Source organism: Actinoplanes sp. NPDC049802, assembly GCF_040656595.1.
In the GTDB taxonomy this organism is placed as follows: Bacteria; Actinomycetota; Actinomycetes; order Mycobacteriales; family Micromonosporaceae; genus Actinoplanes.
The window spans coordinates 19,616-45,914 of sequence record NZ_JBFAMR010000007.1; the positions used below are offsets into that span (position 1 = coordinate 19,616).

21 protein-coding genes are annotated in these 26,299 nt (G+C 69.4%); 14 read left to right on the forward strand and 7 right to left on the reverse strand.

From position 1 onward, the window contains the following. The first annotated feature begins 91 nt into the window (after nucleotides 1–91). From nuoH to AB0I88_RS07060, 10 genes are all read left to right on the forward strand, one after another. Nucleotides 92–1,447: an NADH-quinone oxidoreductase subunit NuoH gene (nuoH, locus tag AB0I88_RS07015; RefSeq protein ID WP_361019926.1), complete on the forward strand. Its 1,356-nt coding sequence runs from the start codon at nucleotides 92–94 to the stop codon at nucleotides 1,445–1,447. A 1-nt stretch (nucleotide 1,448) separates the two neighbouring features. Next, complete coding sequence (gene nuoI / locus AB0I88_RS07020) at nucleotides 1,449–2,030, forward strand: NADH-quinone oxidoreductase subunit NuoI (RefSeq protein WP_361019497.1); 582 nt, start codon at nucleotides 1,449–1,451, stop codon at nucleotides 2,028–2,030. Then, nucleotides 2,027–2,770 (forward strand): NADH-quinone oxidoreductase subunit J, encoded by a 744-nt coding sequence (locus tag AB0I88_RS07025; RefSeq protein WP_361019500.1) that lies wholly within the window; start codon nucleotides 2,027–2,029, stop codon nucleotides 2,768–2,770. Before nuoI ends, AB0I88_RS07025 begins: the two co-directional genes overlap by 4 nt. Nucleotides 2,771–2,803: 33 nt before the next feature. Beyond that, nucleotides 2,804–3,103 (forward strand): NADH-quinone oxidoreductase subunit NuoK, encoded by a 300-nt coding sequence (gene nuoK, locus AB0I88_RS07030; protein WP_183225904.1) that lies wholly within the window; start codon nucleotides 2,804–2,806, stop codon nucleotides 3,101–3,103. Between the two features lie 11 nt (nucleotides 3,104–3,114). Further along, complete coding sequence (gene nuoL, locus AB0I88_RS07035; protein WP_361019503.1) at nucleotides 3,115–5,037, forward strand: NADH-quinone oxidoreductase subunit L; 1,923 nt, start codon at nucleotides 3,115–3,117, stop codon at nucleotides 5,035–5,037. After that, complete coding sequence (locus AB0I88_RS07040; RefSeq protein ID WP_361019506.1) at nucleotides 5,034–6,572, forward strand: NADH-quinone oxidoreductase subunit M; 1,539 nt, start codon at nucleotides 5,034–5,036, stop codon at nucleotides 6,570–6,572. Before nuoL ends, AB0I88_RS07040 begins: the two co-directional genes overlap by 4 nt. A gap of 2 nt (nucleotides 6,573–6,574) precedes the next feature. After that, nucleotides 6,575–8,107: an NADH-quinone oxidoreductase subunit NuoN gene (gene nuoN, locus AB0I88_RS07045; RefSeq protein WP_361019509.1), complete on the forward strand. Its 1,533-nt coding sequence runs from the start codon at nucleotides 6,575–6,577 to the stop codon at nucleotides 8,105–8,107. A gap of 396 nt (nucleotides 8,108–8,503) precedes the next feature. Further along, a complete protein-coding gene (locus AB0I88_RS07050) occupies nucleotides 8,504–9,502 on the forward strand; it encodes a polyprenyl synthetase family protein (RefSeq protein WP_361019928.1) in 999 nt (332 codons plus the stop codon). A 240-nt stretch (nucleotides 9,503–9,742) separates the two neighbouring features. Beyond that, the gene (locus AB0I88_RS07055; protein WP_361019512.1) at nucleotides 9,743–10,537 is read left to right on the forward strand and encodes an IclR family transcriptional regulator C-terminal domain-containing protein; all 795 of its coding nucleotides are present in this window, start codon (nucleotides 9,743–9,745) and stop codon (nucleotides 10,535–10,537) included. Nucleotides 10,538–10,664: 127 nt separating this feature from the next. Continuing rightward, nucleotides 10,665–11,330 (forward strand): zf-HC2 domain-containing protein, encoded by a 666-nt coding sequence (locus tag AB0I88_RS07060; protein ID WP_361019515.1) that lies wholly within the window; start codon nucleotides 10,665–10,667, stop codon nucleotides 11,328–11,330. A 31-nt stretch (nucleotides 11,331–11,361) separates the two neighbouring features. Here the strand turns inward: AB0I88_RS07060 and rarD are convergent, their stop codons facing one another. The 3 genes from rarD to AB0I88_RS07075 form a co-directional block, all read right to left on the reverse strand. Then, entirely contained in the window at nucleotides 11,362–12,294 is a 933-nt protein-coding gene (gene rarD / locus AB0I88_RS07065) for an EamA family transporter RarD (RefSeq protein ID WP_361019518.1), read from the reverse strand. 90 nt (nucleotides 12,295–12,384) lie between these two features. Continuing rightward, on the reverse strand, nucleotides 12,385–12,762 hold the full coding sequence (locus AB0I88_RS07070; RefSeq protein WP_361019930.1) for a phage holin family protein: 378 nt from the start codon (nucleotides 12,760–12,762) through the stop codon (nucleotides 12,385–12,387). 79 nt (nucleotides 12,763–12,841) lie between these two features. Continuing rightward, nucleotides 12,842–14,623 carry a type VII secretion protein EccE gene (locus AB0I88_RS07075; RefSeq protein WP_361019521.1) on the reverse strand — a complete coding sequence of 594 codons (1,782 nt, stop codon included), beginning with the start codon at nucleotides 14,621–14,623 and terminating at the stop codon, nucleotides 12,842–12,844. A gap of 267 nt (nucleotides 14,624–14,890) precedes the next feature. On the opposite strand from AB0I88_RS07075, the gene AB0I88_RS07080 reads away from it, so the two are divergent. The 4 genes from AB0I88_RS07080 (at nucleotide 14,891) to AB0I88_RS07095 (ending at nucleotide 19,637) form a co-directional block, all read left to right on the forward strand. Then, complete coding sequence (locus AB0I88_RS07080; RefSeq protein WP_361019524.1) at nucleotides 14,891–15,208, forward strand: WXG100 family type VII secretion target; 318 nt, start codon at nucleotides 14,891–14,893, stop codon at nucleotides 15,206–15,208. 17 nt (nucleotides 15,209–15,225) lie between these two features. Continuing rightward, nucleotides 15,226–15,519 (forward strand): WXG100 family type VII secretion target, encoded by a 294-nt coding sequence (locus AB0I88_RS07085; RefSeq protein WP_361019527.1) that lies wholly within the window; start codon nucleotides 15,226–15,228, stop codon nucleotides 15,517–15,519. A 237-nt stretch (nucleotides 15,520–15,756) separates the two neighbouring features. Further along, nucleotides 15,757–19,275, forward strand: coding sequence for an SseB family protein (locus AB0I88_RS07090; protein WP_361019932.1), 3,519 nt, complete (start codon nucleotides 15,757–15,759; stop codon nucleotides 19,273–19,275). Further along, complete coding sequence (locus AB0I88_RS07095) at nucleotides 19,272–19,637, forward strand: hypothetical protein (RefSeq protein ID WP_361019530.1); 366 nt, start codon at nucleotides 19,272–19,274, stop codon at nucleotides 19,635–19,637. Before AB0I88_RS07090 ends, AB0I88_RS07095 begins: the two co-directional genes overlap by 4 nt. A gap of 399 nt (nucleotides 19,638–20,036) precedes the next feature. Here AB0I88_RS07095 and AB0I88_RS07100 read toward each other — a convergent pair whose 3' ends face one another. The 4 genes from AB0I88_RS07100 to acs all read right to left on the reverse strand — a co-directional run bounded on the left by AB0I88_RS07100 (nucleotide 20,037) and on the right by acs (nucleotide 26,203). After that, a complete protein-coding gene (locus AB0I88_RS07100; RefSeq protein ID WP_361019533.1) occupies nucleotides 20,037–20,963 on the reverse strand; it encodes an alpha/beta hydrolase in 927 nt (308 codons plus the stop codon). Between the two features lie 66 nt (nucleotides 20,964–21,029). After that, the gene (locus AB0I88_RS07105) at nucleotides 21,030–21,497 is read right to left on the reverse strand and encodes a hypothetical protein (RefSeq protein ID WP_361019536.1); all 468 of its coding nucleotides are present in this window, start codon (nucleotides 21,495–21,497) and stop codon (nucleotides 21,030–21,032) included. Between the two features lie 117 nt (nucleotides 21,498–21,614). Continuing rightward, the gene (locus tag AB0I88_RS07110) at nucleotides 21,615–23,981 is read right to left on the reverse strand and encodes an immune inhibitor A domain-containing protein (RefSeq protein ID WP_361019539.1); all 2,367 of its coding nucleotides are present in this window, start codon (nucleotides 23,979–23,981) and stop codon (nucleotides 21,615–21,617) included. Between the two features lie 227 nt (nucleotides 23,982–24,208). Beyond that, a complete protein-coding gene (gene acs / locus AB0I88_RS07115; RefSeq protein WP_361019542.1) occupies nucleotides 24,209–26,203 on the reverse strand; it encodes an acetate--CoA ligase in 1,995 nt (664 codons plus the stop codon). Nucleotides 26,204–26,299 lie beyond the last annotated feature (96 nt).

The window sequence follows — 26,299 nt, forward strand, 5'->3', positions numbered from 1 at the left end:
GCGAGCTTGCGAGCGGATTCATGAGCACAGTCGAAGGCTCGTCGCGACGCCGGAGCGCAGCGGAGGTGGCGCGATGAGCGGTTCGTTCGTGCTGGCGGCACACGCCGTCGACCCCACCCTGGAGACGTTCGAGAACGACATCTGGTGGATTTCGCTGATCAAGCTGTTCGGCTTGTTCGTGATGCTGCTGCTCCTGACGCTCTTCACGATCAACTACGAGCGCAAGGTCGTGGCCCGGATGGCGGTCCGGCCGGGCCCCAACCAGGTCGGCCCGAACGGCTGGTTGCAGAGCCTCACCGACGGCGTGAAGCTGCCGTTCAAGGAGGAGATCATCCCGAAGACCGCCGACAAGGTGGTCTACTTCATCGCTCCGGTGATCTCCGCGACCACCGCGTTCACCGCCTTCGCGGTGATGCCGTTCGGCGGCGTGGTCAACATGTTCGGCCAGCAGACCGCGCTGCAGCTCACCGACGTGCCGGTCTCGGTGCTGGTGCTGCTCGCCTGCTCGTCGATGAGCGTCTACGGCGTGGTGCTGGCCGGCTGGGCGTCCGGTTCGACCTACCCGCTGCTCGGCGGTCTGCGGTCGAGCGCGCAGATGATCTCGTACGAGGTCGCGATGGGCCTGTCCATCGTCGCGGTGTTCATGACCGCCGGCACGATGAGCACCTCGCAGATCGTCAAGGCGCAGGCGTCCGGCAACCCGGTGGAGATCTTCGGGATGGAGATGACCGCCCCCGGCTGGTACGCGGTCCAGCTCCTGCCGAGCTTCATCATCTACATGATCGCGGCCGTCGGTGAGACGAACCGGGCACCCTTCGACCTCCCCGAGGCCGAGTCCGAGCTGGTCGGCGGTTTCCACACGGAGTACTCGTCGTTCAAGTTCGCGCTGTTCTTCCTCGCCGAGTACATCAACATGATCACCGTCTCGGCGTTCTGCACGACGCTGTTCCTGGGCGGCTGGCGGGCTCCGGCCCCGATCACCACGTTCTGGGAGGGGGCCAACTCCGGCTACTGGCCGCTGCTCTGGTTCTTCGGCAAGGTGCTGATCCTGCTGTTCGGCTTCATCTGGCTGCGGGCCACGCTCCCCCGGATGCGTTACGACCAGTTCATGCGCTTCGGGTGGAAGGTCCTCATCCCGGTCAACCTGGTGTGGATCCTCTTCCTGGCGTTCTTCAAGGTCGCCCGCAGCGGCCAGATCTCGGACACCGCCCGCTGGACCACCACCGCGATCGTCGCGGTGCTCGTCCTGGCCGTCGCCTGGGGCTGGCCGTCACCGAAGAAACCGAAGCAGCTCTCCATCGAGGAAGAGCTGCATCAGCGGCCACCGGGCAGCTTCCCGGTCCCGCCGATGGACCTCCAGGTCCCGCCGAGCCCCCGCGCCCGTCGCGCCGTGGCCGAACGCGCCCCCGCCACCGTCGGCGGCGAGCCCGAAACGAAGGAGGTGTGACGTGGGCACGTTTACCGGCTCCTTCAAAGGGTTCGGCGTGACCTTCGCGCACATGTTCCGCAAGGTGATCACCACCGACTATCCGTTCTCCCCGCCGAAGCCGGCGCCGCGTTACCACGGGCGGCACATCCTCAACCGGCACCCGGACGGGCTGGAGAAGTGCATCGGCTGCGAGCTGTGCGCCTGGGCCTGCCCGGCTGACGCGATCTACGTCGAGGGTGGCGACAACACCGACGAGCAGCGGTTCTCGCCGGGTGAGCGGTACGCGAAGATCTACCAGATCAACTACGCCCGGTGCATTTTCTGCGGTCTGTGCATCGAGGCCTGCCCGACCCGTTCGCTGACCATGAGCAACGAGTACGAACTGGCCCGGGACAACCGGCAGGATCTGATCTTCACGAAGAAGGAGCTGCTGGCCCCGCTGCTGCCCGGCATGGAGCAGCCGCCGCACCCGATGCGCCTGGGCGAGACCGACAAGGACTACTACGTCGGCGCGCTCACCAACCCGGGCACGTCGGTCGGCGCCGAGCGGGCACCGTGGGCCACCAACCAGGCCGAGGACGCCACCGGAGGTGCGGCATGACCGCCGTCTCCACCGGTGAGCAGGTCGCCTTCTGGATCCTCGGCTCCCTCGCGGTGATCGGCGCGCTCGGCATGGTGCTGGCCCGCAACGCGGTGCACTCCGCGCTGTGGCTGGTCGTCACGATGCTGAACCTCGGGTTCTTCTACGTGATCAACTCGGCGCCGTTCCTGGGCTTCGTCCAGATCATCGTCTACACCGGCGCGATCATGATGCTTTTCCTGTTCGTGCTGATGCTGGTCGGCCGGGACGCGTCGGACTCGCTGATCGAGACGTTGCGGGGCCAGCGGATCGCCGCGATCGTGCTGGGCGTCGGCTTCGCCGCCCTGATCGGCACCGCCCTGGCACGCGCTCTCGGCGGCGACCCGACGGTGGGCCTGGACGCGGCCAACAAGAACGGCAACGTCGAGGGGCTGGCCTCGCTCCTGTTCACCAAGTACGTCTTCGCCTTCGAGGTGACCTCGGCGCTGCTGATCAGCGCCGCGGTCGGCGCCATGATCCTGGCGCACGTCGAGAAGGCCAAGGAGGACAAGCGGGACCAGCTGACCCTGATGAAGGAGCGCTTCCGTCCGGGCAACTACCCCGGTCCGAAGCCCGGCCCCGGCGTCTACGCCAACACCATGTCGGTGGCCGCGCCGGGTCGTCTGCCGGACGGCAACGGGGCCGAGCGGAGCATCTCGCCGATCCTCCCGATCCGCGAGCTGTCTCCGACCGAGGCCGCGCCGAAGGGAACCGAGAAGTGAGCGCAGCGAACGGATCGCAGGGGGGTCAGCGAAGTGACACCTGATTACTACTTGGTGCTGTCGGCGATTCTCTTCACCATCGGCGCCGCCGGGGTGCTCGTCCGCCGTAACGCGATCGTCCTGTTCATGTGCATCGAGTTGATGCTCAACGCGGCGAACCTGGCGCTCGTCACCTTCAGCCGGATCAACGGCGGCCTGGACGGCCAGATCATCTCGTTCTTCGTGATGGTCGTCGCGGCGGCCGAGGTCGTGGTGGGCCTCGCCATCATCATGTCGATCTTCCGTACGCGGCGCTCGGCGAGCGTCGACGACGCGAACCTCCTGAAGTACTGAAGGGGCTTGACGTGGAAATCACTTACGCCCCGGCGACGGGAGTGCTGAGCAACATCTGGTTGCTCGTCGCGCTCCCGCTGGCCAGCGCGGCGATCCTGCTGCTGCTCGGCAAACGGGCCGACAGATGGGGCCATTGGCTCGGCGTCGCCTCGGTGGCGGCCTCGTTCGTACTCGGGCTGATCTTCTTTGTGAAGTTGGCCGGGCTGGAGGCCTCGCAGAGGTCGGCTGAGCTCAGCCTCTGGGACTTCATCGTCGTCGGCCGGCTGAACGTCGACTTCGGCCTGCTCTTCGACCCGCTGGCCGGCGTCTTCGTCCTGCTGATCACCGGCGTCGGTTCGCTGATCCACCTGTACGCGGTCGGGTACATGGAGCACGACCCGGGCCGGCGCAAGTTCTTCGCCTACTTCAACCTCTTCGTCTCGGCGATGTTGCTGCTGGTCCTGGGCAACAACTACGTGATGCTGTACTTCGGCTGGGAGGGCGTCGGTCTGGCGTCCTACCTGCTGATCTCGTTCTGGTACACCCGGCCGTCGGCGGCCACCGCAGGCAAGAAGGCGTTCCTGATGAACCGGGTCGGCGACGCCGGCCTGGCGATCGGCATCTTCCTGATGTTCACGGAGCTGGGCAGCACCCAGTACTCCGACGTCTTCAGCGGTGTCGACTCGCTGGCCGCCGGAACCATCCTGATCATGGGGATCCTGCTGCTGCTCGGCGCCTGCGGCAAGTCCGGCCAGTTCCCGTTGCAGGCCTGGCTCCCGGACGCCATGGAGGGCCCGACCCCGGTCTCCGCGCTCATCCACGCGGCGACCATGGTCACCGCCGGCGTCTACCTGATCGCCCGGTCCAACCCGATCTTCTCGGCGAACACCACGCTGCAGCTGGTCGTGGTGAGCGTCGGCGCGCTGACCCTGCTGATCGGCTGTGTCATCGGCGCGGCCAAGGACGACATCAAACGCGTCCTGGCCTGGTCGACGGTCAGCCAGATCGGCTACATGTTCCTCGGCGTCGGGCTCGGCGGCGGGGCGTACGCGCTGGCCATCGTGCACCTGCTGGCGCACGGGTTCTTCAAGGCCAACATGTTCCTCGGGGCCGGTTCGGTCATGCACGGGATGCACGACCAGGTCGACATCCGGCGGTTCGGTGGCCTGTCGAAGCACATGAAGATCACCTGGCTGACCTTCGGCACCGGCTGGCTCGCGATCATCGGCATCCCGCCGCTGTCCGGCTACTTCTCCAAGGAGCCGATCATCGCGGCCGCCTTCGAGCGTGAGGTCGTCTGGGAGGCCTGGGTCTTCGGGATGGCGGCGCTGATCGGCGCCGGCCTGACCGCTTTCTACATGACCCGGCTCTTCGTGCTGACCTTCCACGGCCCGGCCCGCTGGACCGAGGACAACAAGCACCCGCACGAATCTCCGGCGATCATGACGATCCCGTTGATCCTGCTGGCGATCGGCTCGGTCGGCGCCGGTTTCCTGATGAGCACCAGCGTGCCGGACTGGCTGACCCCCGTCCTCGGGGAGCACGGCGAGGAGGCGCACGGCGTCCTCTCGCACACCGTGATCACCATCCTGTCGCTGCTGGTCACGATCATCGGCGCGGGCCTGGCCTGGTCGCTCTTCCGCAACGGCACGGACCTCGAGCCGCAGCCGGCCGGCGTCCTGGTCACCGCGGCGCGGCGCAACCTCTACACCGACGCGTTCAACGAGGCGGTCTTCGAACGGCCCGGCATCTACCTCACCCGGGCGCTCGTCTACCTCGACGGTAAGGGCATCGACGGACTGGTCAACGGCCTTGCGGCCGCGGTAGGCGGTGGGTCCGGCAGACTGCGCCGGCTCCAGACCGGATTCGTTCGTTCGTACGCGCTGTCCATGCTCACCGGCGCCATGCTCGTGGTCGGCGCGTTCCTTGCGATCCAGCTGGGGTGGTTGGCGTGAAAGACTTCCCGTTCCTGTCCATCCTGACGGCGTTGCCGCTGGTGGGGGCCCTGGTGGTGGCCTTCATTCCGCGTACGAAAGCGCAGTTGGCCAAGATCGTGGCGCTCGGCTGGTCGCTGGTCGTCCTGGTGCTCAGCGCCGTCATGTGGGGCGCGTTCACCATCGGCGGCGACCGGTTCCAGTTCCGTGAGTCGTATGCGTGGATCCCGTCCTGGGACGCCCGGCTCACCTTCGCGGCCGACGGCATCGCGCTCGTCATGCTGCTGCTGATCGCGATCCTGTTCCCGATCGTCATCCTGGCGAGCTGGCACGACGTCGACCAGAGCACCCGGTCGGCGCCCGCCTACTTCGCGCTGCTGCTGTCCTTCGAGTTCACGATGATCGGGGTGTTCGCCGCGGCGGACGTGTTCCTGTTCTACGTGTTCTTCGAGATCATGCTGATCCCGATGTACTTCATCATCGGCTCGTTCGGCAGCGGCCAGAAGCAGTACGCGGCAGTCAAGTTCTTCCTCTACAGCCTGGTCGGCGGCCTGTTCATGCTGGCCTCGGTGGTGGGGTTGTGGGCGCTCGGCGGGCACACGTTCGACTTCGCCGAGCTGGTGAAGGGCACCGCCCAGATCGACCAGGAGACCGCGCGGTGGCTGTTCCTCGGCTTCTTCGTGGCGTTCGCGATCAAGGCGCCGTTCTTCCCGTTCCACACCTGGCTGCCCGACTCCGGTGGGGCCGCCCCGGCCGGCGCCGCGGCGCTGCTCGTCGGCGTGATGGACAAGGTCGGCACGTTCGGCATCCTGCGCTACTGCCTCTCGCTCTTCCCGGAGGCGTCGCGCTGGTTCGCCCCGGCCGCCATGGCTCTCGCGGTGATCGGCATCATCTACGCGGCGCTGCTCGCGGTCGGACAGAACGACCTGAAGCGGCTGGTGTCGTACACGTCGATCGCCCACTTCGGCTTCATCGGCATCGGCATCTTCGCCTTCACCACGCAGGCCGGGACCGGCGCGGTGCTCTACATGGTCAACCACGGTCTGGCCACCGGCCTGCTGTTCCTCGTGGTCGGCATGTTCGTGGCCCGGCGCGGATCGGCGCTGGTCAGCGACTTCGGCGGGGCCGGCAAGCTGGTTCCGGTGCTGGCCGGGGTGCTGTTCTTCGCCGGTCTGGCCTCGCTGGCCCTGCCCGGAACGGCTCCGTTCGTCAGCGAGTTCCTGGTGCTGATCGGCACGTTCAGCACCCACAAGGGGTACGCCGTGGTGGCCACCCTCGGGATCGTGCTGGCCGCGGCGTATGTGCTGTGGATGATCCAGCGGACCACCCAGGGCACGCTCAACCCGGCGCTCGCCGAGGTGCCGGCCATGTCCAAGGACATCACCCTGCGGGAGAAGGCGGTCGTGGCGCCGCTGATCCTGCTCCTGCTGGTGCTCGGCTTCTACCCGAAGCCGGTCACCGACGTGATCAACCCCGCGGTGCAGGCGACGATGCAGGATGTCGGCGCGAATGACCCGGCCCCCGCTGTGGAGGCCGGCGGAAAGGTGGGCGGCTGACCATGGAACCCCTACAACTGCCCCCGATCGACTACGGGGCACTGCTGCCCATGCTGATCCTCTTCGGGGCGGCGTGTGCCGGTGTCCTCGTCGAGGTGCTCGTCCCGCAGCGGGTGCGGAACGGCGTACAGCTGGGCCTGGCGCTCGTCGCCGTGGTCGCGGCCCTGGTCGCCGTGATCGTGGAGCGCGGCACCCGGATCGTCACCATCGGCGGCGCGGTCGCCGTCGACGGGCCGACCCTGTTCCTTCAGGGCTCGATCCTGGTGCTCGGCGGCGTGTCGCTGATGCTGATCGGTGAGCGCTCGATCGAGAAGGGCGGGGCGTTCGTCTCGCAGGCCGCAATCACCGTCGGTTCGCAGAAGGACATGCAGCAGGCCGGTGGCCGCCCCGGCGCCACCGAGGTGTACCCGCTGACCGTCTTCGCACTCGGCGGCATGCTCCTGTTCGTCTCGGCGAACGACCTGCTCACCATGTTCGTGGCGCTGGAGGTCTTCTCGCTGCCGCTCTACCTGCTGTGCGCGCTCGCCCGCCGGCGGCGCCTGCTCAGTCAGGAGGCCGCGCTCAAGTACTTCCTGCTCGGCTCGTACGCCTCGGCGTTCTTCCTGTTCGGGGTGGCCTTCGTCTACGGCTACGCGGGCGGCATCCAGCTCGACGTGGTGCACGAGGCGGTCGCCAACCCGCAGCGCAGCGAGGTGCTGCTCTACGTGGGCCTGGCGATGGTGTCGATCGGCCTGCTCTTCAAGGCGGCGCTGGCCCCGTTCCACGTGTGGACGCCGGACGTCTACCAGGGCGCGCCGACGCCGGTCACCGCCTTCATGGCGGCCTGCACCAAGGTCGCCGCGTTCGGTGCCCTGCTGCGGATCCTCTACGTCGCGTTCGAGGGGGTGCGCTGGAACTTCCAGCCGATCCTCGGGGCGATCGCGGTGCTCACCATGTTCGTCGGCGCGATCCTGGCGGTCACCCAGACCGACCTGAAGCGGCTCCTGGCGTACTCGTCGATCGCCAACGCCGGCTACCTGATGGTGGGTGTGCTCGCGCTCAACGAGGAGGGCCTCAGCGGCACGATGTTCTACCTCGTGGCGTACGGGTTCTCGGTGCTCGCGGCGTTCGCGATCATCAGCCTGGTGCGTGACGCGGACGGCGAGGCCACCCACCTGTCCCGGTGGGCCGGCATCGGCCGGAAGAGCCCACTGCTGGCCGGTGTCTTCACCTTCATCCTGCTCACCTTCGCGGGCATTCCGCTGACCAGCGGCTTCACCAGCAAGTTCGCGGTCTTCGGGGCGGCCGTCGAGGGTGGGCAGTCCTGGCTCGTCATCTTCGGTGTGATCACCAGCATGCTGCTGGCGTTCCCGTACCTGCGGGTCGTCGTGCTGATGTGGCTGTCCGAGCCGGGCGAGTCGACGCCGGCCGTGTCGATCCCGGGTTTCCTCACCTCGGCGGTGCTGGGGATCGGCGTGATCGTGACGGTGGCGCTGGGCGTGGTGCCCGCTCCGCTGATCGATCTGACCCGGGAAGCGTCACAGTTCGTCCGCTGAAACCGATCAGCACCCGAGAGCCCCGGCCGTCGGCCGGGGCTCTCGTCTTCGGCCGGGCGGCGCTGCACCTCCAGGGCTCTGGAACACCCCGCACAGATTCGGGTACGCCGTACGGCATCCGGCCGGCGGAAGAGGTCCACACGGGGCTCAGCGGCGCTCTGGAGCACTCCGCAGGGGCCGGCCCGTGCCACGGTGGCCGTGCTCGCAGGCCTACCTGGACCGGCCGAGTCCTGCCACGCGTGCCGGGCGATCGGCGCCGTGTCGGTGGGGCTTCGTCGCCCGTACCCCGGCTGTCGGATTTTTGATCTTGTCGCGTGCCACCCTGGGACAGAAACCGGATAGCGGGTATGGCATCGTGAAAGCGTGGTGAGCACCGGTGATCTGAGCCCTCGCGAAATGGTGTTGTCATCGCTGGGCCTCGACGTCGATCCCGCAATGGACGAGTCGGTGTCGGCGACTCTGGCCGCTGTGGAGGAGGCGCTCCGAGCCCATGTGTCAAGCGCCGACCCGTTGGTGGCCGAGGCGGCCCGGCATCTGGCCGACGCGGGCGGCAAGCGGTTCCGGCCGTTGCTCGTCGCTCTCGGGGCGCAGTTCGGCGACCCGACGGCGCCGCAGATCGTCGACGCGGCCAACGTGGTCGAGTTGACCCATCTCGCGACGCTCTACCACGACGACGTGATGGACGAGGCGGCCGTGCGCCGCAGCGCGCCCAGCGCCAACGCGCGCTGGGACAACTCGGTGGCCATTCTGGTCGGCGACTACCTCTTCGCGCAGGCCGCCGATCTGGCGGCGAGCCTCGGCACCGAGGCGGTGCACCTCCAGGCGCGGACGTTCGCCCGCCTGGTGCACGGCCAGATCGCCGAGACGGTGGGGCCGCGGGGCACCGACCCGATCGAGCACTACCTCTATGTGATCACCGAGAAGACGGCGTCGCTCATCTCCACCTCGGCCCGGTTCGGTGGCCTGTTCTCCGGTGCCCGGCCGGAGTTCGTGGAGGCTCTCGCCGGGTACGGCGATTCGATCGGGATCGCCTTCCAGCTCTCCGACGACCTGCTCGACATCGCCAGCGAGTCGGTGCAGTCCGGCAAGACGCCCGGCACCGACCTGCGTGAGGGCATCCCGACCCTTCCGGTGCTGTATGCAATGGCCGGTGACGACACCGACGCGTCGGCGGTCCGGCTGCGCGAGCTGCTGGCTGCCGGCCCGATCACCGACGAGGCGCTGCACGCGGAGGCGCTGACCCTGCTGCGGGAGTCGGCGGCGATGAAACGGGCGCGGGAAACGGTCCGCAGCTACGCCGAGGAGGCCCGGGCGCGGCTGGCTCCGCTGCCCGACGGCGAGCCGAAGCGGACCATGGAGTCCCTCTGCGACTTCATCGCCGACCGTACCGGTTGATCTCCATTCTTCGCTGCAAAGCCGGCGCCGCCTCGTGCGGCGCCGGCTTTTTTGCTGGTGGAAGCGGTTCGAGACGGGCGTATCCGGCCTCTCGTATTAATGCCGTACCGGGGTCGTCCGGATGCGGACAGTCCCATTGATCACACCCGCTGTGAAGATCGATCGTGATCCACACGCATTTGGCATTCCGTCGACGGACGTTTCTTCATATGGTGTAAGTCCCTGGTTTCGGAGGTAGCTGTGCGTGACCCCCTAGCGGAGCCGTCAGATCTCATCCGGAGCGTTTCGCGTGCCCTGCGTGTGCTGGAGTCGGTGGGGCGGGCTCCACGAGGGCTGACCGTGAAGCAGATCGCCCGCAGGTGCGAGCTGACCGTCGCGACGACCTATCACCTCGTGCGGACACTGGCCTACGAGGGCTACGTGATCCGCCGTGAGGACGGCACCTACATCGTCGGCCTCGAGATCGCTGATCGATATCGGGAGCTGGTCTCCGCCTTCCGCGGCCCGCCCGCCGTCGGTGAAGCGCTGCGCCGGGCCGCCGTCGACAGTGGATACAGCCACTACCTCGGCCGGTTCGTCGGCGGACGGATAGCCGTCACCGCGTCCGCCGAAGGCGCCCGGTCCCCGTTCATGGACGAGGTGGCACCCGGCTTCGACGAGGGCGGCCACGCCACCGCACTCGGCAAGGCGCTCCTCGCCACGCTCACCCCCGACCAGCGGTCCCGCTACCTGCGCGACTATGGGATGCGGGCCTTCACCCCGGCCACCCTCACCACACCCGAGGCACTGGAAGCCGATCTGGCCGCCGGTGAGCGACGCGGCATGCAGATCGAGATGGGTCAGTTCCGGCAAGGTCTGGCATCCGCCGCCGTCGTCGTGGTCGCCGACCGGGACATGGAGCGCCGCCTCGTGCTCGCCTGCTCGATGCCCGCCGCCGAGATGCTCACCTCGGCCCGTGTGGTGCGGGCCAAACTCACCGCCGCCGCCCGCAACGTGGCCGAAGCCCTGTCCGGGGGCGAGTCCGCAACCGCCTGAACGGGTGATCGCTCTCCGGATTCGGGCCGCCACGGCTTGAGGTGGGGGTTTAAGGCTTCGTTGAACCTTCACGCCCGATGCCGCGTACCACAAACCGGGAACAGCAACCCGGTGGGAGGCGGTACGGATGCGATGCGAGGACGGGCACGACGACGCCGCCTACGTCCTCGGCGCCCTGTCGCCGATCGAACGTGCCGCGTATGAACGCCACCTGGCGACATGCTCGTTCTGCCGGGAAGCGGTGGCCGGCCTCGCCCAGGTTCCGGACATGCTCGACCGGCTGGACGCGGAAGACTTCGCCCGCCTGCTGGACCCCAGCCTGTCGGCGCCGGCCCGCCCCGCGCCGCGTCCGGAACCCCGGGTACGGGCACTTACCCGGCGGCTCCTCAGCACCGCTGTGGCACTCGTGCTCGTGCTGATGATCGGGGGCGGGCTCGCCTTCTGGGGGCTGCGGGACTCCTCACCCACCGCGCCGCCACCCGGGCCGGCCATCGCCATGACGCCGGTCGACGACCTCACGCCGATCACCGCCACGGTACGGATCACCAGCACGCCCAGTGGGAGCCGGGTGGAGATGGAGTGCTCCTACAGCAAGACGGCCAAGCCCTACACGTTCCGGCTCATCGCGTACGGGCCGGACGAGCAGACCGAGCAGCTGGGGTCGTGGCTGGCGCAGCCGGGAGCGGAGTTCCTGCTGCCGGCCGCCACGCACTTCGCGCACGGGAGTCTGTCGCGATTGGAGCTGGTCCGCTACGACGGCAAGGTGATGCTGGCGTACGAGCCGCCTCGCTGACCGTTGCCCGCCGGGCCGTCTTTGCTGATCGTTACGGCCGGGCCGGCAGGGTCGCAGCCTCGCGGACGGCTGCCGCGCGGTTCCGGGCCGTGGCCCGGGCGCCGCGGATGCCGTCCGCCGTGAAGATCATCAGAGCCAGCCAGACCAGGCCGAATCCGGCGAGCCGGGCCGGCGGCATCGGTTCGTGGTAGATCAGCAGGCCGACCGCGAGCTGCAGGATCGGCGCCACATATTGAAGAATGCCGAGACCGACCAGCGGCACCCGGTTCGCCGCCGCCGCGAACAGCAGCAGCGGCACCGCGGTCGCCACCCCCGCGAACAGCATCAGCACCGTGTGCAGAGCCGACACGTGCCCGAACTCCGCCTCCCCGGACAGGTTGAGCCAGGTGAGGAAAGCCAGCGCGGGCAACGCCAGAACGGCCGACTCGACGAACAGGCCCTCCGCGGGCGGCAGCGACATCCGCTTCTTGATCAGGCCGTAGCAGCCGAACGACGCGGCCAGGGTGAGCGCGATGTACGGCAGCCGCCCGTAGTCCACGGTCAGGATGGCCACCGCCAGGACACCGATCCCCACCGCCACCCACTGCAGGGCCCGGAGCCGCTCCCGCAGCACGGTCACGCCCAGCAGGATGACCAGCAGCGGTGTGATGAAGTAGCCGAGCGCCGTCTCCACGACCCGCGACGAGTTGACGCCGTAGATGTAGGTGCCCCAGTTGACGCCGATCAGCACCGAGGCCAGGGCGATCCCGCCGAGCAGGCGCGGGGTCCGCAGCAGGCGGCCCAGGAAACGCCAGTTCCGCATCACGGTGAGCAGCAGCGCCACGAAGACGACCGACCACAGCACCCGGTGGGCCAGGATCTCCAGCGGCGGGGACGGGCGGAGCAGCTTGAAGTAGATGGGGAAGAAACCCCATATCACGTACGCCGTGAGCCCGTACAGATATCCGCGCCGCTCGTCGCTCATCCCCCCACGGTAAGGGCGGGGGGACTCAGCGGTCCTTGCATATGAACCAGGTCACGAGGCCGGTCCGGCGCTCGTGGGCGGAGACCGCGATCAGTCGTCGCCGTCCGGGACGAGCATGTTCAGCGCCCAGCTCACGACACCGACCAGCAGCGCGCCGAGGATCGCGGCGACCACCCCGTCGACGTGGAAGCCCAGGTCGAGACGGCCGGCGACCCAACTGGTGAGCAGAAGCAGCAGACCGTTGACGATGATCGCGACCAGACCGAGCGTGAGAACGTACAGCCCGCAGCCGATGGTCTTGATGATCGGCCGCAGAATCGCGTTGATCAGGCCGAAGATCACCGCGACGGCGAGAAGCGTGCCCGCCTTGGCCGCGGCGGTATCGGCCGTCAGCTGAATGCCGTCGATCACCAGGGTCGCGATCCACAGCGAAACGGCGGTGATCACCAGCCGAATGAGGATGCCCATGGCGTGCGATCGTGCCATGCGTGATCCACCTGTGGATACGGCAACTCGCGATCTTTTCGAGATCCATGCCCGAGGGGTGTCACCCGGCAGGTTGATACCGTGCCGGTGGTCCGATCAGGGACTGCTCGATGGGCGTCTGCGAGAGGGTGGCCCAGCGGACCGCCCGCCGGTTCACCACCGCGATCATGTCGGCCCGCATCCGGGTGAGGTACGGCGTGGTGTCACCGAGCCCGAGCGCGCTGCCGAGCAGGGTCGCTTCGGCCGGGAGCATCGGCTGGAGCACCACCACGTCGGCCTCGGTGGCGTGCGGCACGTCCGCCGCTCCGAACTCGTCCCGGAACACCAGCGTCGTCTGCCAGCCGCCTTCCCGGGACGGCTCCCGGCCGGCCGTCGTCGCGCCGGTGTCGAGGATGGTGAGCACCGGATGCCGCACCGATCCGGCCGGCGCCTCGAACGGACTGCCGGGCGAAAGAATCGTGATCGACTCGCCGGGCACGGCCGCGCCCCGGGCGAACGGCTCCCAGCTGTGTGGTCGAGTCGTGCGGACCTGCACCCGGGCACCGGTCGCCATGGCCCGGAACGCGAGTATCTGCGCCCCACCCAGACCGCCCACGAGCAGGGCCCTGGTCGGCTCCGGACGGAACAGCCGGACCAGCACCGGGCCGCCGTGCCGGTTGCGCCCGACCATCAGCCCGGCCGGGCTGATCGGCACCTCCGGAACACCGAACGCCGGTCCGTCCGGCGCCGGCCCGCCGAACGGCAACGTCGCGGCCAGACCCGGCAGGTGCGCGCCGTCCCACCTGCGGAGCCTGATCCGCTCGGCCGCCAGCAGGGTGCGCAGCGCCCGGCCGGCGGCCTCCAGACTCGGGGCGTCCGGAGCGGCGAGTCGGACCAGCAGGGCGGTCGCCGTCAACGACACCGTGGTCGCCGCGGCGGGCAGGTGCAGGATGCGGGTGATCAGCGCGCCGGACAGGTCGTGGCCGGCCGGCGGCCGGCAGCGGAACGTCGCCTGGAGCAGGCCGCCGAGCCGCAACCCGGTCCAGCTCTCCTGGGCCGGGCCGGGACCGCCGGAAGCGTCGGTGTTCGCCAGGTCGGCGATCGCACGTAGGGCAGCCACCTCACCCAGCGGCCTGGCCCGGCTCGCGCCGAGGCGGCGGGTCACCCGGCGGGTGACGCCGGCCAGACCGCGATGCAGCTCCTCCTCGGACCAGCCGCCGGCCCGTGAGACGCGCAGCGCGAGCACCGCACGCAGGTGGCCGAGCGAGCTGCCCTCGGCAAGAGTCCGGTACGAGCTCTGCGGCGGGCCGGTGCCGGACCCGGCGGTCGGCGCAGAGACCGCGCTCAGCACCAGTTGCACCCGCACGACCGGCTGATCCTTGCTGGCAACCCCGTCCCGCCCGGTGGCCTGGAGCACTGTCGCGAAGGACGGGATCGGCGACGCCTCGTCGGCCGGGTCACCGAGCTCGATCATGACGGTGAGGCCGGCGTCGTCGGCCAGGGCCGCGGCCGGCTCGCCCGGCAGGTCCAGCGTCGCCGGGCGGACCCGGGGCGCCGCATAGGCCAGCAGCGCGGTGGTGCTGTCGATCGGGGCGCTCCGGCGGCGGCTCGCGAACCGCATCGCGACGCCCAGCCACTCGAACGCCCACCGGCCACGAAGACGCAGCCAGGTCAGCGCCAGCAGAGCGGCCGCGGCGGCCACGGCGGGCACCATCGCCACCCCGCCGGCGGCGAAGCCGGCCAGCAGCAGCACCGCCGCGACCTGGGTGACCACGATCTGCTCCGGGCCCGCGCCGAGCCGGTGGCCACGCCGCCGGGGGCGAACCAGGGACTCGGTCACGGGGACCGCGACATCGGTGCTCACGACCCGCCCCTCTCCGTCGTTCATGCGCGGCCCATATCGTAGGGCAGCGCGATGTCCGGTTCGGGGCTCGTCCACAGGCCCTGAAACGATCACGTAGTTGTCCACAGGTTCGTAACCAGGACTGCCGTGTCTCGCTCCGGGCGGCTAACGTCGTCGCGGATGTCGTTCACGGCGGGCCCCGGTCCAGGCCGCGGGCGGCTAGCCTAGTGGCCCACGTCGATGAAGCGTTGGTCCAAGTCGGATTCATAACGGGAGGAGTGACGTCCGATGGCGCAGACGCAAGCCGAAGCCGCGGTGATGGCGAGTACCGCCACCAAGTTCGACGAGACGAACACCGCACTGCAAAGCATGCTGAGCACACTGATGTCCGAGTTGTCGGTTCTCAGCGGTGCGTGGAAGGGTATGGGCGCGAACGCGTTCGAGCAGGTCAAGTCGCAGTACGCGGCGGATCTGAAGAGTCTCAACAACGCGCTCGCCGAGACCGCCGAGGCGATCCGCTCGTCCGGCACCAGTTACGACGCCGCCGACAGTGAGGCCGCGTCCCGGGTCAGCCAGACCGGCGGCACGTTCACTCTGCCGCTCTGATCGATCGGAGGAAACCCATGAATGACGGTCTTCTGCTCGTCAACTTCGGCGCGCTTCAGCAGGCCGGCGCCGACATCGAGAAGGCGCTGAACACGTTGCGGTCGAACCTCGACCAGCTCGAGCGCGACGCGGGCCCACTGGTCCAGACCTGGGAGGGTTCGGCCCAGGAGGCCTATGCGGAGCGCCAGGCCCGGTGGCGGCAGGCCTCCGAGGACCTGTCGAACATCCTGCGGCAGATCCGGGGCGCCGTGGACCAGTCGTGCAACGACTACCTCGACACCGAGCGGGCGGCGACCCAGCGGTTCCAGTGAGCTGTCGGGGTCGCCCATTCGCGTAATGGTCTGCCCCGCTCTCGCGGTTACCATCGGTTGTCGGCCGATCGCGGCAAGCGATCGAGCGGCGCTCGTGAGGCCTGGGTCGTCTCGTCCCCGGCGTGTCGATGTTGCGACCTGCCTGTCAGCATGCCGCCGCCCATTGTGATTGTGGCCTGACCTTGTAGGTTATACGCGTTGAGTTGGCTCGTTGGCACGCGTGGGGAGAGGGTGGACGTGTCCGAGTGGGAACCGGCTACGGACGCCGAGGTCGCGATGCGCGATGCGTTGCGCACCGATGACCAGGAGTCCTACTTCCGTATTCTCGCCGGGGTCGACCTCCTGTTACCGGTCTCCGCCGACGTGCTGGCCGGCCTGGCCCCGCTCGGCTGGGGCACGTGGAGCACCGGAGGGCGCACCCACGTGCTGGCGTTCACGTCGAACGCCTCGTTGCGTGCCTGCCTCGCCGACTACACCGGCTCGGCGCGGCGGGTGCCGTATTCCGAGTTGGCCAACACCTGGCCCAACCTCGAATGGTGGCTGGCGGTCAACCCCGGCCTGCCGATCGAGGGATACCTGCCGGCCTGGTTCGTGGCCCAGCTCGCCCGTGGTGATCTGCGGCTGCCCACCCGGGGTCCCGGGCGGGAGGCGCACACCACCTCGAAGATCCAGGAGATCGGCGCGGCAGCGCTGGCGGCGAGCCGGGCCGGGGAGAACGCGGCCGGTGGGCCGACATATGACCCGGCGCCGGCTCCCGCCCCGGTTCCGGTGGCGCCCGCGGTGGCCCCGATTCCGCCGGTGGGCACCATCGGAGGCGCACAGCCGCCCCCGCCGGCCCAGCCGCCGGTCGGGCCCGGTGGCCTCCCGGTGCGCACACCCAGTGGTACCGCGCCCAGCGGCCTGCCGGTACGCAGTCCCGCCGGCACGCCGCCGGCTGCCTCACCGGCCTATCAGACTCCGCCCGTTCCGCCCGGCTATCAGCCTTCGGCTCCCGCGGACCACCGATCTCCGGCCGCCTACCCGGCTCCGCCCGCACCCGCGGCCTATCCGGTGCCCCCGGTTCCCGGCGCGGTGCCGCAGAGCCCGGCAGGCCCCCGTTCCGTTCCGCCCGGTCTCGCGCCGGCGTCGGCGGTTCCCGCCTCCGGCGTTCCGGCTTCGGGCCGGGGCGGCACCGGGGCGGGCATGGCCACGCCCGGGTGGGAGCGGCCAGGGATGCCGTTCAGCCCCGCCGAGGACCCTCGCGGGCCACTGCAGGATCTGAACGCGCCGTTGCCGGTGCGCACCCCGATGGCCAACACGCCACCGGTGCCCGAGCACGTCGCGCCGTATGACCCGGCCGAGGCGCAGATCAATCCGAGCTGGGCCGAGAACACCGGCACGCGGCCGTCCGGCAGCGCCCTTCCCGCGAGCGCACCGCCGAACAGCGGGCCGCCCGCGGGCGCCCCGCTCAGTGCCCCCTCGTCAGGTGCCCCGCTCGGGGGTCCCGCGCTTCCACGGCGTCAGCCCGGCCAGTCGGCTGGTGGCGGTTCCATGTCGAGCATGGCTGGATTCGTCCCCTCCGCGAAGAATGTGAGTAATGCCGGGCGGCCGGCGTCCGCCCCGCCCGCTTCCACACCGCCTCCACTTCGCCCGGCCCCGCCTGCCGGTGGCCCCGCCCCGGCGGCCGGCTTCGGCCCGTCCGCGCCCACCGGCCCGGTCCCGGGATCACCGGCACCCGGCCCTGGCACCGGCTCCGCCGGAGCCGTTCCTGATTCGGGTGCATCCGCTCGGGGCTTCGGCCCGGACTCCTCCGGCTCGGGCGGCTCCGGCTTCGGCCCAGGTCCGTCGGGCTCGCCCGTTCCGGGTTCGCCCGCACCCGGCTTCGGCCCGGGCTCGGGCGCTTCGGGCTACGGGCAGGGTGCTTCCGGGTTCGGCCCGGCAAGTGCCGGGTCGGTCTCCAGTCCGCCCGGCTCCGGGGCGGGTCCCGTCTCATCCGTTTCCGGCGCCGGTCCGGCAGGCTCCCGGCCTGGGTTCGGTCCCGCGGCGTCCGGTTCCGGGTTCGGCCCGGATGCGAGTGGCTACGGGCCGGGGATGCCCGGGGCCGGCCGGGACTCGGCGACACCCGGGTTCGGTCCGGCAGGCTCCGCCGAGAGCGCCCAGCCGATCAGCCCGTCGGCGCCCGGGGCCTTCGGTGCGCGCCCGGTCAGCCCGTCGGCGCCGGAGCCCGCTTCTCCCGCTCTCGGTGGGCCCGGTGGACTGCCGCGCCGCCAGGTCACGCCCCCGTCCGAGCGCCCGGCCTCGATGGCAGCCGCCGCGCAGGCGCTCGGCGCGAGCCGTACCCCGGTGACCGAGCCGCCCGTCCCGGGCCCCTGGGACAGGGCGGCACCGCCGCCGGCCGCGGACCGCTTCGGACCCTCGGGCCCGGCGCCCTCCATCACGCCCGCGCCGTCCGTTCCCGGCGAGCATCCCGCGGCCACGACAAAGACGAATCTGATGCCGCCGGTGATCCCCGGTTCTCCCGGCATCGACCGGGCCTACTCGCCTCCGGCGCCAGCGGGATTCGACCGGATGGGTCAAGGTTCCGCGGTTCCGGCCGGCGGCTACCCGGCGACGGTCTCCGGACCGCCCGCCCCGTCGGTTCCCGGCCCGGTCGCCTACGGTCTGCCGCCTCAGGGCAGCCCGGCCTCCGCCTACGCCACGCAGGCCTTCGCGACGCAGGTGCTGCCCGTCTCGACGGTCGGCTACACCCCGCCGGGCGCCACCAACATGGGTGTCACGGGTTCGGCGACGGGCGCGCGCGGTCCGGCCGCCGCCGAGTTCGTTCCGGCGAACGACGTCGAGCGCGAGTTGCAGGACGCCGCGGACACCGGCAACAACGACGTGTTCCTGTCGACGCTGCTGCTCGCCAAGGTCCTGGTGCCGGTCGCCAGCCATTCCCGCCCGGGGAGCGCGCCCGGCGAGTCGGGTTTCGCCTTCCTGCCGGAGGAGGTGGAGGGCGAGCGTTACCTGATCGTCTTCACCAGCAAGGACCGGCTGTCGGAGCACTTCGGCGAGCCGACCCGCACGGTCGGGGTCCGGTTCTACGAGCTGATCCGTAACTGGCCGGATCCGGCCTGGTCGTTCGCGGTGAACCCGGGCACGCCGGTCGGGGCCAAGTACCCGGGCGCCCAGATCATCGCGCTGGCGAACTGGGCCACCGAGGCCGGTCTCGGTTCCGAGCCCGTGGAGGGCCCGGTCTCCGAGGCTCTGGCCGATCCGGTGCCCGCTCCGGAGCCCGCCAGCGATGAGGCGCAGCAGGCCACCGTCATGCAGAAGACCATTTCGGCTGAACAGGTCGACTACTACCTGGACCGCGGCTACGACCGGGTGGCCGGTTTCGTGCACCGGGCGTCCGAGGTCGAGCATCTGCGGACGCCGGGGGAGCTGTTCAGCGCTCTCGGGCTGTATTACGACGCGTCCCCGTTCCAGCCGGGCGCCGAGGAGGCGTTCGTGTTGCGCTGGCCGGCGTACCGGCCGAGTCTCTACCGGATTCCGTACGGCGGACAGAACGAGCAGGCTCTGCGCGCGATGGACGGCTGGGTGATCGAGCGTCCCCCGTTCCGCGGCAACGGGTTCGCGCCCGGTGAGGGCCGTGACGTCATCGCCGAATTCAAGGTGGACAGCGTCCGGCTGCCGCACGGCGCGCAGTTGTGGAGCATCGACGCGGACGGCAACGAGCGGATGATGGCGATCTTCGACGCGGACGGCCCGCTGTGGCGCCGGGTGGGTGAGCAGTGATGCGCGACGGCTACGTGGTCAGCTGGCAGGGCCAGGAGTATGACGCGGCTCCGGACGGCGACCGGGTCCGGATCTACAGCACCACCCCGGCGGACGGCTTCGAGGAGGTCAAGCCGGGTCGTTACGTCCGGGTCCTGGAGCCGGAGGAGTATGACGAGATGTCGTACGTCCGGACCCTCTGCACGTGGCGGGGTGAGCCGTTCGTCGTCCTGGCCGAGGCGGACAACTGGCTGCGACTGGAGTACACCGGCGGTCGTGCCCCGGTGGCCCGCCGTCTGGGTCTCGAGGAGTTCGACTACGGCGTCTACCAGGGCTGGGCCCCGGTCAACGAGGTCCGTGACCGTTACGAGCACCGCATCTGAGGCGCTGACGACAAGCAGGAGAAGGGCTCCCCGCCTGGTGGCGGGGAGCCCTTTGTCCGTTCCGGTTCTCCGGCGACCGCGAGGAGAGAAGGGGAAATGGCCGCCGGGGTTCGGTTCGGACGGTGGGGACCGGCCGCCGCTTCCGGGTGGGGGGTGGGAAGCGGCGGCGGTCTGCCGAGTGCCGGAGCCGGCACTCGGAGATCTGAGCCGGCGGGGGTCGTTCGGGGGTTGCCGGCAGATCTGTGGGGACGGGTGTTGGTCAGCGCCGGCCGGGCGCAATCGGCTACGGTCAGTGATGTCTCTGGGAGCGATACCACCGCAATGCCCGTGAGATTAAGCGACACGAAGCGGACTTGACCGGTTCCTTAATGATCATTTAAGAGGACCGTAAGGGGCTGCTCAGGCCGGGGTCTTCAGCCACCGCAGGATCTCGCCGGTGACCACGTCGGGTGCTTCCTGATGAAGGAAGTGCCCGGCCTCCGGAATCAGCCGCCACTCGTACGGCGCGGTCACGTAGCGTCCCGAACCCTGTGCGGTCCGGGGCAGCACGGCGGTGTCCACCTCACCGTGCAGTTGCAGGGTGGGGACACTCGACGGGCGCTGCATGAGCTTCACGAAGCGGTATCCCTGGAGCCGCAGAGCGCTGCGGGCCACCCACCGGTACGCCTCCAGCGCGCAGAACGACGCCTGCGGGATCCGCATCGCCTCCCGGCAGCGTGCCGTGTACTCCGTGAACTCCGGTGTGTCCCGCCATCGCGGGCTGGACCACTGGGACATCAGCTCGCCGACCAGGGCGGCGTCGTCGCGGGTCAGCACATGTTCGAAGCGGGGCACCTGAAAGCGCAGGACGGGCGACGACGCGGCGAACTGGCCGCGGGGGTCGGCGAAGAGAGCGGCCCGCAACCGCAGCGGATGCGCCGCACCGAGCACCACGAGCCGGTTGACCAGTTTCGGGTGGAACGAGGCCGCCGCCCAGCCGATCATGCCGCCCGCGCCCGCGCCGACCACCGTCGCCGACCGCTCGCCGAGGGCCCGGATCAGGCCGGTGACGTCGGCGGCCATCGTGTAGCCGTCGTACCCCCGGGGTGGTTTGTCGCTCGCGCCGTAACCACGCAGATCGATGGCGGCGGCCCGGAAGCCGGCGTCCGCGACGCGGATCATGATGTCGTGCCAGGCCCACCAGAACTCGGGGAAGCCGTGCAGGAAGAGCACGAGCGGGCCGGCGCCGACCTCGGCGACGTGGAACCGGCTGCCGTTCGCACCGACGAACCGGTGCTTCCACGGTCCCTCGGTCAGCACGCACGACTCGTCCACCCGACCGCCCATGCCGTCAGCCTATGCGCCGCTGTCGCGCACGATGCCGAGCGGCGGCGAAATCGAACCACACCGTGATCATTTGATCTGTTTGACCTCGGTCATCGCCATGAGAGTGCCGGGACCGCAGTAGATGCGCAGCATGGTGGTCTCCAGGTGCGCGTTTATCCGGTCGCCCTTGGCGAGCTCGATGCCCCCGGTGGAGTAGAGCGCGTACCGCTGACCGTCATCGGCGATCATGCCGTAGCACGGACCTTTACCCCCACGAGTGACCATTCCGGCCACCCAGCCGGTGTTCGGCTGTTGATCGGTCGGCTCCTTCGGCGGCTTCTCCGTCGTGGTGATCGTCGGCAGTGGCTTTTCCGGCGGGGCCGCCGGCGTCGTCTCCGACGGCTCGGGCGAGACCGGAACGGAGGAGACATCCGGCGAGACCGATGGCAGGGAGGACGCCGGCTGAGTGCCGGAAGACGGGGAGGAGGCGCAACCGGCGACGATCGCCACGGCCGTCAAAGCCCAACCGATCCGGTACGGGGTACGTGCGCGCATGACTGAATCCTTCCCGCGTACGGTGTCGAAGGTAGGACGAAACGCCGGGTCGATCGGTTCCCGAACGTGGGACGGCGCCCGGGCCGCTGGACCCGGGCGCCGCGTGTTGCCGTGAGATCAGAGGACGGCGACCGTCATCGACGTGCCGGCCTGGCTCAGCACCGCGATCTTCACACCGGCCGCGGGGAGCTTGACGCCGTGGTTCGGCAGCTCCTCGTAGTAGTACTTGTCCTTGTCGTTGAAGACCGGGTTGCCGGGCAGCGGCTTGACCACCGACTCGACGCCGTTGAGGTGCAGCTTCATACCGTCGGTCGGGTAGAAGCCGAACGGGGCGTCGTACACCTGGACCCGGGACCGCCACGGGACCCCGTTCGGGTTCAGGAACGGCTTCGGGTGCGCGTCGATGTACAGGTTGCGACCTTCACCCGGGTGTTCGTTGGTGTTGTTGTCCGCCTGCGAGGTGTCCCAGTACGAGATGAGCAGGCCCTGCTGGTAGTTGTAGTGCTCCACCCAGTCCGGCTTCGTGTTGAGGAAGCCGAAGTTGTACGGCCCGGTCTCCAGGTACCTGTCGTAGGACGTGTAGCTGCGGTACCCGGCGATGTAGTAGTTCGGGAAGTACTTGAGGTAGGTGGAGGCGACCGCCTCGAAGCCGTTGAGCGTCCAGCCGCCGGCGGTCTCGGCCCCGTCGGTGAGGATCGCCGCGCCGTCGGCGGTGACGGTGAGGTCGTCACCGTAGAAGCCGCCCTCGGAGACCGCCGTGTCGGTGGCGTAACGCAGCCGGAAGAAGATCTTCTTGCCGGCGTACGCGTCCAGCGGCACCGAGATGTCGACCCACTTGCCCTCGGAGTAACCGGTCAGCGCGGTGAACGGGACACCGGCCGCCGTGCCGGACAGCGGGGTCCAGTCGGTGCCGTCGGCCGACGCCTCGAAGTACAGGTAGTCGTAGTCCAGTTCGATCGTGTACCGGCCCTTGAGCGACAGGCTCGCGGTGGTCTTGCCGGTGAGGTCGATCTCCCGCGTCATGGTGTTGTTCAGCTCGTCGGAGTTGCCGGAGAAGTACTGCTTCTCCCCGGCGTACGGCGCTCCGGCATCGAACGTCACCGGCTTCTCCGGGAGCTCCACCACCAGGGCCTGTTTCTTCTTGGTGTTGTACTCCTCCGGGCCGAGCTGGACGACCTTCTTCGTGCCGGCCTTGACCAGCTCGTAGTTCAGCCAGCCGAGCTGCAGCTTGTTCCAGGCGCCCAGGTCGCCCGGCCGGGTGCCGATGCCCTGATCCTTCTTGGCGCTCAGGCGGCTCTGCGCCATCAGCGTCCAGTGCTCGCTGTTGTTGTCGCCCCCGCCGCTGGTGTCGTAGTCGTCCGGCAGGCCCAGGTCGTGGCCGTACTCGTGGACGAAGACGCTCAGGCCGCCGTTCTCCGGCTGGATCGTGTAGTCGCCGATCCAGATGCCGGTGCCGCCGATCTGGGTGCCACCGGCCCGGTTGTAGGACGGGCCGCCCGCCACGTTGTTGTACGCGTACCAGCGGTGACTCCAGATCGCGTCCTCACCCTGGTAGGGGTCGCCGTCGGCCTGGTCGCCGCCGGAGTGCACGATCTGGAAGTGGTCGATGTAGCCGTCGGCCTCGTTGAAGTCACCGTCGCCGTCGAAGTCGTAGCGGTCGTACTGGTCGAACGGCTTCATGTCGGCGGCGATCTCGGCGTCGGTCTTCCCGGCGGCCTTCTGGTCGGCGACCCACTGGTTGGCGGCGTCCTTGACCAGCTCCCACACGTTCGTGCAGTTGCTGCCGCTGCACACCGCGGGGTCGTTGCCGTTCGCGTCGTTCGGGTTGTCGTGCGACCGGCCGTACCGCGCCTCGTTGTACTTGACCTTCACCCAGTCGGTGACCTCGCCGTCGACGCTGTAGCGCCCGGAGGACTGGGTCTCGAAGTAGGTCTTGACCGACTCGACGCCCGCGCCCTTACCGAAGTACAGGTTCCGGTAGTACTCCTGCGAGTAGTCGGACCGCCAGATCGTGGAGTTGTCCACCGAGCGGTCCGGTGCCGGGATGACGTTGTGCAGCGGCCCTTCGAAGGTCGACGGGCCCGCGTACGCGGTCGTGGTGTCCTTGTCCGGGAAGTCGGGGTGCCGCTCGTCGCCGAACTCGGCCAGGATCACGAAGATCCGGTCGGTCCGCTCGCGGCCCAGTTCGACGTACTGGTTCTTGCCGAACCGGCCGTGCGACCTGCCCAGGTTGACGACCTTGCTGCCGTGGCGGGTCTCCACCTCGGACTCGCCGCTGAGAACCTGGCTGACCGCCTGCTCACGTAGCGACCGGCGCTTCTCCTCGAGCGGGTTCGGCAGGTCGTCGTCGTGCGGTGTGGCTTCGCCGGCCGACACCGTCAGGGCTGGATCGACTGGCGGCGCGGCCACGGCCATCGTCGGCGCCATCGCCCCGACGCTGGTCACGACCACGGCGCCGAGCAGTCCTGCGACCACCTTGCGCACTACGTTTACCTCCGTCTTCGAAGCCGGCTCCGGGGTGCGGATCCGGCGTCCAACGGCCCCGGGGGTTCGGGACTGAGGTGAACGTATGCAAACGAGCCGATGTTCGGGGAACGTCGAGGATATTGATGACCAACGGTTATTCGATATGGTCCAGCCATATCACGAAAACTGGCATAAACGACAAAGGCTGGTAGCGCAGGAGCGCTACCAGCCTTTATGAGCTGTCGTCAGTCCTCCGACTTGGCGGTTCGAAGGCCCGAGGAGATCAGGTCCATCACCGTCGAGTCCTGGAGCGTGGTCACGTCGCCGAGCGACCGGTTCTCCGCGACGTCACGCAGCAGCCGTCGCATGATCTTGCCGGAGCGGGTCTTCGGCAGCTCCGCGACGAGCATGATCTGACGCGGCTTGGCGATCGGCCCGAGCGTCTTGGCCACGTGGTTGCGCAGGTCCTTGATCAGCGCTTCGCCCGCATCGCCCGAGGTGTCCACATTGCCACGCGGGATGGTGAACGCGACGATCGCCTGACCGGTGGTCGCGTCGGTCGCACCGACCACCGCGGCCTCGGCCACCGCCGGATGCGACACCAGCGCCGACTCCACCTCGGTGGTGGAGATGTTGTGCCCGGAGACCAGCATGACGTCGTCGACCCGGCCCAGCAGCCAGAGCGAGCCGTCCTCGTCCTTCTTCGCCCCATCGCCCGCGAAGTAGATCCACTCACCGGACGCGGAGCCGGAACCCGAGCCGGCCCCGAACCGCGACCAGTACGTGTCCAGGAACCGCTGGTCGTCGCCCCAGATCGTGCGCAGCATCGACGGCCACGGGTCACGCAGCACCAGGAAACCGCCACCACCGTCCGGCACCGACCGCGCCTCGTCGTCGACCACGTCGGCGCTGATGCCCGGCAGGGCCGTCATCGCCGAACCCGGCTTCGCGGCCGTCACACCGGGCAGCGGGGAGATCATGATGGCGCCGGTCTCGGTCTGCCACCAGGTGTCCACGATCGGGGCGCGCTCCCGGCCGACGTGCTGCCGGTACCAGATCCACGCCTCCGGGTTGATCGGCTCGCCGACGCTGCCGAGGACCCGCAGAGACGACAGGTCGTACCCGGCGGGGATGTCGTCGCCCCACTTCATCATGGTGCGGATCAGGGTCGGTGCGGTGTAGAGGATCGACACCTTGTACCTGTCGACGATCTGCCAGAACCGGCCGCGGTCCGGGGTGTCCGGGGTGCCCTCGTACATCACCTGGGTCGCGCCGTTGGAGAGCGGACCGTAGACGATGTACGAGTGCCCGGTCACCCAGCCGACGTCAGCCGTGCACCAGTAGACGTCGGTCTCCGGCTTCAGATCGAAGACCGCGTGATGCGTGTACGACGTCTGGGTCAGGTAGCCGCCGGTGGTGTGCAGGATGCCCTTCGGCTTACCGGTGGTGCCCGACGTGTAGAGGATGAAGAGCGGGTGCTCCGAGTCGAACGGCTGCGCCTTGTGCTCCGGGCTGGCCTGCTCGACCGTCTCGTGCCACCACTTGTCCTTGTCCGTCCAGGCGACCTCCTCGCCGGTCCGGCGGACCACCAGCACGTGCTCGATGCGCCCGGTCCGGGCCACCGCCTCGTCCACGGTCGGCTTCAGCGCGGACGGCTTGCCCCGGCGGTAGCCGCCGTCGGCGGTGATCACCACCTTGGCGTCGGCGTCCTCGATCCGGGTGGCCAGCGCGTCCACCGAGAAACCGCCGAACACCACGCTGTGCGTGGCGCCGATCCGGGCGCAGGCCAGCATCGCGACCACGGCCTCCGGGATCATCGGCATGTAGATCATCACTCGGTCGCCGGCGGTCACACCCAGGTCGGTGAGCGTGTTGGCGGCCTGGCTGACGAGCTTCAGCAGATCGGCGTACGTGACCGTGCGGGTGTCGCCGGGCTCGCCCTCCCAGTGGATCGCGACCTTGTCACCGTCGCCAGCCTCGACATGCCGGTCCACGCAGTTGTAGGCGATGTTCAGTTCGCCGCCGACGAACCACTTCGCGAACGGCGGGTTCGACCAGTCCAGGATCTGATCCCACGGCTTCGTCCACGTGAGCCGTCCGGCCTGCTCCGCCCAGAAGGCGAGCCGGTCGGCGGCGGCCGCCTCATACGCGTCGGCCTTGACGTTCGCGTTCGCCGCGAGGTCGGCGGGCGGCGGGAACTGCCGCGTCTCCGAGTACAGATTCTCCAGTGTCTCGCTCATGAGGGCGGCTCCTCTGCCGTGACCGGGGTCTCTCTCCGTGCACACTAGTTGCGCTGGAGAGCCACGCGAAGGTTTGCGCCGCAGCCCGCGCCCGAT

Excerpts from the sequence above, each read along its gene's own strand:
- nuoN (WP_361019509.1), top strand. The coding sequence starts at position 6,575 with ATGGAACCCCTACAACTGCCCCCGATCGACTACGGGGCACTGCTGCCC.
- AB0I88_RS07105 (WP_361019536.1), bottom strand. The coding sequence starts at position 21,497 with ATGCGCGCACGTACCCCGTACCGGATCGGTTGGGCTTTGACGGCCGTG.
- acs (WP_361019542.1), bottom strand. The coding sequence starts at position 26,203 with ATGAGCGAGACACTGGAGAATCTGTACTCGGAGACGCGGCAGTTCCCG.
- AB0I88_RS07050 (WP_361019928.1), top strand. The coding sequence starts at position 8,504 with ATGGTGTTGTCATCGCTGGGCCTCGACGTCGATCCCGCAATGGACGAG.
- AB0I88_RS07060 (WP_361019515.1), top strand. The coding sequence starts at position 10,665 with ATGCGATGCGAGGACGGGCACGACGACGCCGCCTACGTCCTCGGCGCC.
- AB0I88_RS07070 (WP_361019930.1), bottom strand. The coding sequence starts at position 12,762 with ATGGGCATCCTCATTCGGCTGGTGATCACCGCCGTTTCGCTGTGGATC.
- AB0I88_RS07100 (WP_361019533.1), bottom strand. The coding sequence starts at position 20,963 with ATGGGCGGTCGGGTGGACGAGTCGTGCGTGCTGACCGAGGGACCGTGG.
- AB0I88_RS07085 (WP_361019527.1), top strand. The coding sequence starts at position 15,226 with ATGAATGACGGTCTTCTGCTCGTCAACTTCGGCGCGCTTCAGCAGGCC.
- AB0I88_RS07025 (WP_361019500.1), top strand. The coding sequence starts at position 2,027 with ATGACCGCCGTCTCCACCGGTGAGCAGGTCGCCTTCTGGATCCTCGGC.
- AB0I88_RS07080 (WP_361019524.1), top strand. The coding sequence starts at position 14,891 with ATGGCGCAGACGCAAGCCGAAGCCGCGGTGATGGCGAGTACCGCCACC.
- rarD (WP_361019518.1), bottom strand. The coding sequence starts at position 12,294 with ATGAGCGACGAGCGGCGCGGATATCTGTACGGGCTCACGGCGTACGTG.